This window comes from Cupriavidus basilensis, assembly GCF_029335485.1.
GTDB lineage: Bacteria > Pseudomonadota > Gammaproteobacteria > Burkholderiales > Burkholderiaceae > Cupriavidus > Cupriavidus basilensis_E.
On record NZ_JARJLM010000210.1, the window covers coordinates 24,320 to 30,912 of the forward strand.

7 protein-coding genes are annotated in these 6,593 nt (G+C 68.8%); 6 read left to right on the forward strand and 1 reads right to left on the reverse strand.

Going from position 1 to position 6,593, the window contains the following annotated elements; all coding sequences use genetic code 11:
• Positions 1-22 precede the first annotated feature (22 nt).
• From P3W85_RS12435 to P3W85_RS12460, 6 genes are read left to right on the forward strand one after another with little or no spacing between them, the layout of a single operon-like run.
• A complete protein-coding gene (locus P3W85_RS12435) occupies positions 23-1,609 on the forward strand; it encodes an MBOAT family O-acyltransferase (protein WP_276264992.1) in 1,587 nt (528 codons plus the stop codon).
• Positions 1,610-1,654: 45 nt separating this feature from the next.
• Complete coding sequence (locus P3W85_RS12440) at positions 1,655-1,909, forward strand: acyl carrier protein (RefSeq protein ID WP_276264993.1); 255 nt, start codon at positions 1,655-1,657, stop codon at positions 1,907-1,909.
• Positions 1,910-1,941: 32 nt separating this feature from the next.
• Complete coding sequence (locus tag P3W85_RS12445) at positions 1,942-3,402, forward strand: AMP-binding protein (RefSeq protein ID WP_276264994.1); 1,461 nt, start codon at positions 1,942-1,944, stop codon at positions 3,400-3,402.
• Positions 3,403-3,404: 2 nt separating this feature from the next.
• A complete protein-coding gene (locus P3W85_RS12450; RefSeq protein WP_276264995.1) occupies positions 3,405-4,103 on the forward strand; it encodes an alginate O-acetyltransferase AlgF in 699 nt (232 codons plus the stop codon).
• Between the two features lie 7 nt (positions 4,104-4,110).
• Positions 4,111-5,241 carry an acyl-CoA dehydrogenase family protein gene (locus tag P3W85_RS12455; protein ID WP_276264996.1) on the forward strand — a complete coding sequence of 377 codons (1,131 nt, stop codon included), beginning with the start codon at positions 4,111-4,113 and terminating at the stop codon, positions 5,239-5,241.
• Positions 5,242-5,266: 25 nt separating this feature from the next.
• Positions 5,267-6,271 carry a DUF4434 domain-containing protein gene (locus P3W85_RS12460; RefSeq protein ID WP_276264997.1) on the forward strand — a complete coding sequence of 335 codons (1,005 nt, stop codon included), beginning with the start codon at positions 5,267-5,269 and terminating at the stop codon, positions 6,269-6,271.
• Between the two features lie 130 nt (positions 6,272-6,401).
• Here the strand turns inward: P3W85_RS12460 and P3W85_RS12465 are convergent.
• A partial coding sequence (locus P3W85_RS12465; RefSeq protein ID WP_276264998.1) for a hypothetical protein occupies positions 6,402-6,593 on the reverse strand: 192 nt, incomplete at its 5' end.

Below are 6,593 nucleotides of genomic sequence, written 5' to 3' on the forward strand. Positions count from 1 at the left end.
GAACAGGCCATAACCAACGACCATGCTCTTCAACTCCCTACTCTTCCTGCTGCTGTTCCTGCCCGTCGCGCTGCTGGTGCACTACCTGCTTGGCGCGCGCTCCCTGCGCGCCGCCGCCGCGTGGCTGTGCCTGACCTCGTTCGTCTTCTACGGCTGGTGGAACCCGCAGTTCGTAGCGCTGCTGGCCGGCTCGATCGCTTTCAACTACGTGGTGAGCCAACTGATCCTGTCTTTCAAAGGACGCACCATGCTGCAGACGCTGACGACGGCGCTCGGCGTGGCGGCGGATCTCGGCCTGCTGCTTCACTACAAGTACTTCGCCGCGCTGCTGGGCTTCCTGCATGAACTTGGCCTGAGCAGTGCCAGCCCGGCCGGCTCGGTGATCCTGCCGCTTGGCATCTCGTTCTTCACCTTCACCCAGATCGGCTACCTGCTTGACTGCCGCGCCGGCATCGTGAGCGAGCGCAGCCCGCTGAGCTATGTGCTGTTCGTGACGTTCTTTCCGCACCTGATCGCCGGCCCCATCCTGCACCACAAGGAGATGATGCCGCAGTTCGCGCAACGCGAGAACTACCGCTTCAAGGCGGAAAACCTGTCGGTGGGCGGCATGCTGTTCGTCATCGGGCTGGCCAAGAAAGTGCTGCTGGCCGATGCCATCGCACCCTATGCCGACGCGGGCTTCGCCGATCCCGGCAGCCTCCGGTTCTGGGCCGCCTGGGGCGCCAGCCTGTCATATGCGCTGCAGCTTTACTTCGATTTTTCCGGCTATTCGGACATGGCGCTCGGCCTGGCCAAGATGTTCGGCATCCGCTTCCCGCTCAACTTCAATTCGCCCTACAAGGCATCGAGCATCATCGATTTCTGGGCCCGCTGGCACATCACGCTGACCCGCTACCTGACCGCCTACCTGTACTACCCGGTGGCCATGGCGGTATCGCGCGGGCGCACCGGCCGCGGCCAGCCGGTGGGCGCGGCCGGCGTGGCCACCGTCGACGGCTTCGCCGCCATGATCGTGCTGCCGACCGCCTTCACCATGGGCCTGGCCGGCATCTGGCACGGTGCCGGCCTGCAGTACCTGGTGTTCGGCCTGCTGCATGCGGGCTACCTGTCGGTCAACCACGCCTGGCGCATCTTCGTGGCCGGCCGCAAACCCGCCGCCGCGCGCCAGACCCGGGCGGCGACACGGGTGGCCTGCGTGCTGCTGACCTTTGTCGCCGTGCTGGTGGCGCAGGTGTTCTTCCGCGCCGACGGCATGCACGATGCCGTGGCGCTGCTGGAGGGCCTGGCCGGCCTGCGCGGCTTTGAATCCATTGCCGCGCTGCCGTGGCCGGATGCCGCGCTCGCCCCGGGCGATGCCTGGCGCATGCTGGCCGGGCGCCATCTGCAGCTGTTCTATCTGCTGGCGCTGCTGGCCATTGTCTGGCTGGCGCCCAACGCCCACCAGATCCTGGGCCGCTGGTCGCCGGCGCTGGCGCGCGCGCAGCCAGGCGGCTGGTCCGTGCTGCGCTGGCGGCCCACGCCCGGCTGGGTCGCGGTCATGCTGGTTCTGCTGTTCCTGTGCCTGGCCAACCTGCACCAGGAAGCCCGCTTTCTCTATTTCCAGTTCTGATTTCCAATTTCCATTCTGAGCGCCACAGGCGCAGGAGACTATCCGATGCACACGCAATCCGCCGACAACCAAGCCATCGAAAACAAGCTCGCCAAGATCATCGAAAGCGTGATCCTTACCCGCGTCGATCCCGACACCCTGCTGATCGAGTCCGGCCTGGTCGACTCGCTCAGCGCGGTGGACCTGGCCCTGGCGGTCGAACGCGAGTTCGGCTGCAAGATCCCGCCCACCGAAATCGACGTTCACCTCGAATCGGTGCGCACGCTGGCCGCGTTCATCGCCGCGCAGGGCCATGCCTGAGCCCCGCTCGGACGCGCCATCCGGAGTTCCTCATGCGCTTTGACTTCGATACCTTCCGCTTCGCCGAACCCGACTCGGCAGGCGATGCCCTGGCCGTGGTGGCCACGCACGACGGCCTGAGCTGGCACACGCTGCGCGCCCGCACCGAGGCCTGGGCCGCCGCAGCCCGCGCGGCCGGTGCCCGCCCCGACGTGCCGCTGGTGATCGTCGGCCACAAGGAAGCCGGCTTCCTGGTGGCCATGCTCGGCTGCCTGACGCTGGGCGCGCCCTTCGTGCCGGTGGACCGCATCAACCCCGCCGAGCGCGTGCGCCGCATCATCGAGATCGTCGGCGCGCCGCTGGTGTACGAGGCCGACAACGACGTCTTCCGCCCCGGCACCGCCGCCACCGTCCTGAAGGAGCGCGGCGTGGCCTACATCATGTTCACCTCGGGCAGCACCGGCGACCCCAAGGGCGTGCAGATCGGCCGCGAAAGCCTGGGCCTGTTCGCCGGCTGGATCCGCGACTGCCTGCGGCTGGACGCCGCGCCGGTGTTCATGGACCAGATGCTGTTCAGCTTCGACTTCTCGCTGTTCAACGTGGCCGGCGCGCTGGGCCTGGGCGGCACCTGCGTGCTGTGCCCGCGCGATCTGACCGCCCAGCGCGACGCCTTCACCGCCTACCTGGCGCGCCACCGCGTCACGATGTGGGCGTCGACGCCCTCGTTCGTGCGCCAGCAATTGCTCAACCCGGCCTTCGACGCCGCCACCCTGCCCGCGCTCAAGGTCTTCCTGTTCGGGGCCGAATCGCTCTCGCCGGCGCTGGCCGAGGCGCTGTGGGAGCGCTTTCCCGCCGCGCGCATCGTCAACTCCTACGGCCCGACGGAGGCGACCTGCTCCACCACCTGGGTCGAAATCGACGCCGCGCTGCGCAAGGACGCCCCCAACCCGTTCCCCATCGGCCGGGCCAAACCCTATGCGGAACTGTTCCTCGACCAGGGCGAGCTGTGCATCGCCGGCGACCACGTGATGCGCGGCTACCTCAACCGGCCCGATCTCAACCAGACCCGCCTGTTTCTCCACCAGGGCAAGCGGGCCTACCGCAGCGGCGATCTCGCGCACATCGATGCCGCCGGGCTGGTGCATTTCCGCGGGCGGGCCGACGACCAGATCAAGCTGCATGGCTACCGCATCGAACTGGCCGAAGTGGATGCCGCGCTGGCCAGCCTGGACGGCGTGCGCGCGGGCGCCGCGGTCGCGCTGCGGCGCGCGGACGGCGCGATCGTCCGCATGATCGGCTTCGTCGAACTGGAAGGCAACCATGCAGGCGATGCCACCGGGGCCACGGCATTGGCGGACTGGAAACAGGCGCTAGGGCAAAACCTGCCGCCGTACATGATCCCATCCGAACTGGTCGCCTGCGACCGCTTCCCCACCACCAGCACCGACAAGGTCGACCGCAGGCAACTGGAGCGCCAGTACCTGCAGGCGCGCCTGAGCGGCACGAAGGAATAGCCATGCCCAAGCTCCACGCCCTGCGCACGACCCTTGCCGCCACGCTGGCCAGCGTGGCCGCGGCAACCGTCTGCGCCGCGCCGCCCGCCACCGAAGGCGTGCTGGCCCAGCTCTACGCAGCGCGCCCGCCGCAAGGGTCGTCCTATGTGCGGGTGCTCAACCCGGACACAGCCACCGCTACCGTGGCCGTCGCCCAGGGCCGGCCCCAGCCCGTCGGCGGCAACGGCGCCGCCGCCACCACCTATGCCGTGGTCAAGGGCGGCCAGCCTTTCACCGTGCGCCTCGACGGCAAGGAGGCCGCCACCCTGCAGGTGCAGCCCGACACCTTCACCACGCTGCTGCTGGAGCGCACCGGCGGCAAGCTCTCGATGGTCCCGCTGGACGATGGCAGCGGCAACCAGGACGCGCTCAAGGCGGAACTGCGCTTCTACAACGCCATCCGCGACTGCGAGGGCGCGCAACTGGCGCTGGCGCCGTCGGGCACGCCCGTCTTCCAGGCCGTCAAGCCCCGCAGCGCCGTCCACCGCGCCATCAACCCGGTCAGCGCAACGGTCACCGCCGCCTGCGGTGGCGCGCGCTCCCCCGAGCTGGCGCTGCCGGCGCTGCAGCCGGGCGACCACTACAGCCTGTTCCTGACCGGCAGCGCGGCCAAGCCCGTACTGCGCGGCCAGGTCAGCCGCACCGACCCCTACAGCAGATAAGCCAGCCATGCGTCCAGTCCTCCGAGACGATCACGAACAATTCCGCGAGCAGGTGCGGCGCTTCATCGCCCACGAAATCGCCCCATGCTATGCCGGATGGGAACGCCAGGGAATCACGCCGAAGCACCTGTGGCAACGCGCGGGCAGCGCCGGCCTGCTCAACTGCGCCCTGCCCGAGCCCTTTGGCGCCGGGGGCGACTTCGGGCACGCCGCGGTGGTGATCGAGGAGCTGGCGCGCGCCAACTATCTCGGCATCGGCTTCTCCATCCACTCGGAGATGGTCGCCCCCTACCTGCACCGCTACGGCACGCCTGCCCAACAGGCGCGATGGCTGCCGGCCATGGCGCGCGGCGAGTGCATCGGCGCCGTCGCCATGACCGAGCCCGATGCCGGCAGCGACCTCAAGGCGATCCGCACCCGCGCCCGCCCCGACGGCAAGGGCGGCTACCTGCTGAGCGGGCAGAAGACGTTCATCACCAACGGCGTCAACGCTGGGCTGATGATCGTGGCCGCCAGCACCAATCCGGACCTGGGCGCGCGCGGCCTCTCCCTGTTCTGCCTGGACGACGGCATGCCCGGCTTGCGCAAAGGGCCGCCCATGGCCAAGATCGGCCAGCATGCGCAAGACACCTGCGAGCTGTTCTTCGACGAGGTACAGGTCGGCGCCGACCGCCTGCTCGGCGCGGAGAACAACGGCTTCGATCTGCTGGCCCGGCAACTGGCGCCGGAGCGCCTGGCCATTGCACTGCGGGCCTGCGCCTCGCTGGAAGGCATGCTGGAAGACGCGATCGCCTACACCCGCCAGCGCAAGGCCTTCGGCCGGCGCGTGGCCGACTACCAGAACACCCGCTTCAAGCTGGCCGATGCCCGCGCCCAGCTGGCCATGCTGCGCGTGTTCCTGGACCACTGCCTGGCGCTGCAGCTGCAAGACCGCCTCGACCCCGTCACGGCCGCCATCGCCAAGCTCAACGCCACCGAACTGCAAGGCCGCATGCTCGACGACCTGCTGCAGATGTATGGCGGCTACGGCTATATGGCTGAATACGGCATCGGCCGGGCCTGGGTCGATGCCCGAGCCATGCGCATCTACGGCGGCACCAGCGAAATCATGCGCGAGCTGATCGCGCGCACGATCTGAGCGGCGCACGCCGCATGACTACCCAGTGAGCCAGCCTATCCCAGCCCTCAGCCATCCCTGCCCCGCTCCCGGGCGCCGCCGCCTGTTGCGCGCGGCTGCCGGGTGGCCGCTGCTTCCCCTTCTTCCCTTGTTCCCCCTCGCGGCCTGTACCGGCCAGCCGGCATTTGCCTCGACCTTCCTGCAAGTGTGGCGCAGCCATCTCGAACTCGGGCAGGCGCAATGGCACCAGCGCCTGAAGGCCGTGCGCGCCCTGGGGTGCGGCGAGATCGTGATCCAGTGGGCAGCCGTGGATGGCGAGCAGCCCTGGCAAATCCCCGATGCGCTGCTGGATTTCCTGTTCGACGATGCGGGCCAGCTCGGCCTGGGCATCCGGCTCGGACTGCCCTACGACGAACGCTGGTGGCAAGCACTGGGCGCGCCCGACGACGCCACGCTGCCGCGCTTTCTCGCACGGACCCGCGCGCGCAGCCTCACCTATGCCGAGCAGGCCAGGTGGCCGGGGCGGAGCAATTTCCGCGGCTGGTATATCCCTTATGAACTGGAGCAGCACAACTGGGGCACGCCACAACGGCAAGCGCTGCTGGTGCCCTGGCTGCAATCCATCGCGGCCGGTGCCGCCCCCCGGCCGGCCATTTCCACCTACTACAGCCGCCTGCCCTCACCCGGCACGCTGGAGGGGCTATGGGCCGCCATCCTCGGCCAAGTGGCCGTTCGCCCGATGATCCAGGATGGCGTGGGGGTGGCAGGCCTGGACAACTACCGGGCGCTGGCGCCGCTGCTCGCGCTGCTGCGCGAGCGCAAGACATCGTTCGACCTGATCGTGGAACTGTTCCAGGAACTGCCGTCCGAGCGCCAGGACGGCACCACCTTCAAGGCCGTCTCCGCCGACCTGCCGCGGCTGCGGCAGCAACTGGCCATCGCGCGGCAAACGGGTGCCCGGCAACTGGTGGCCTTCGCCCTCGATCCCTGGGTGATCGGGGAATCGCCGCAGGCAAGGCAGTTGCTGGAGGCCTGGCGCGAGCTTGGTTGAGAGGCGCCATGCCACCTATGCCCTGACAGCGCAAGTCGCGATAAACGTCGGGATATAGCGATCGATCACGAACCGTGGCGAGGGTTGCCAATCCTCGTAGAGATCCGCAAGCATGAAGCCCGCCGCCAGTTCAGACGAGATCCGGCCGGGCGAAGAAGGCATCGAAGATCGCCAAGGTGGCGGCGTCCCTCTGCGCGTCGATCATATGCGCGGCGGGCTGCCGAATCGGCGCAGGACGCTTGCGCTGGTGCCCGACAGGCTGGTTGTGCTGGAGGTGATTCCGGTGGCGGGCCACTGAGCCGAGGCCCGCCTGGAAGGCCAG

What these genes read in the sequence shown, in the direction of transcription:
- P3W85_RS12435 (WP_276264992.1), top strand. Translation starts at nt 23, where the DNA reads ATGCTCTTCAACTCCCTACTCTTCCTGCTGCTGTTCCTGCCCGTCGCG.
- P3W85_RS12440 (WP_276264993.1), top strand. Translation starts at nt 1,655, where the DNA reads ATGCACACGCAATCCGCCGACAACCAAGCCATCGAAAACAAGCTCGCC.
- P3W85_RS12445 (WP_276264994.1), top strand. Translation starts at nt 1,942, where the DNA reads ATGCGCTTTGACTTCGATACCTTCCGCTTCGCCGAACCCGACTCGGCA.
- P3W85_RS12450 (WP_276264995.1), top strand. Translation starts at nt 3,405, where the DNA reads ATGCCCAAGCTCCACGCCCTGCGCACGACCCTTGCCGCCACGCTGGCC.
- P3W85_RS12455 (WP_276264996.1), top strand. Translation starts at nt 4,111, where the DNA reads ATGCGTCCAGTCCTCCGAGACGATCACGAACAATTCCGCGAGCAGGTG.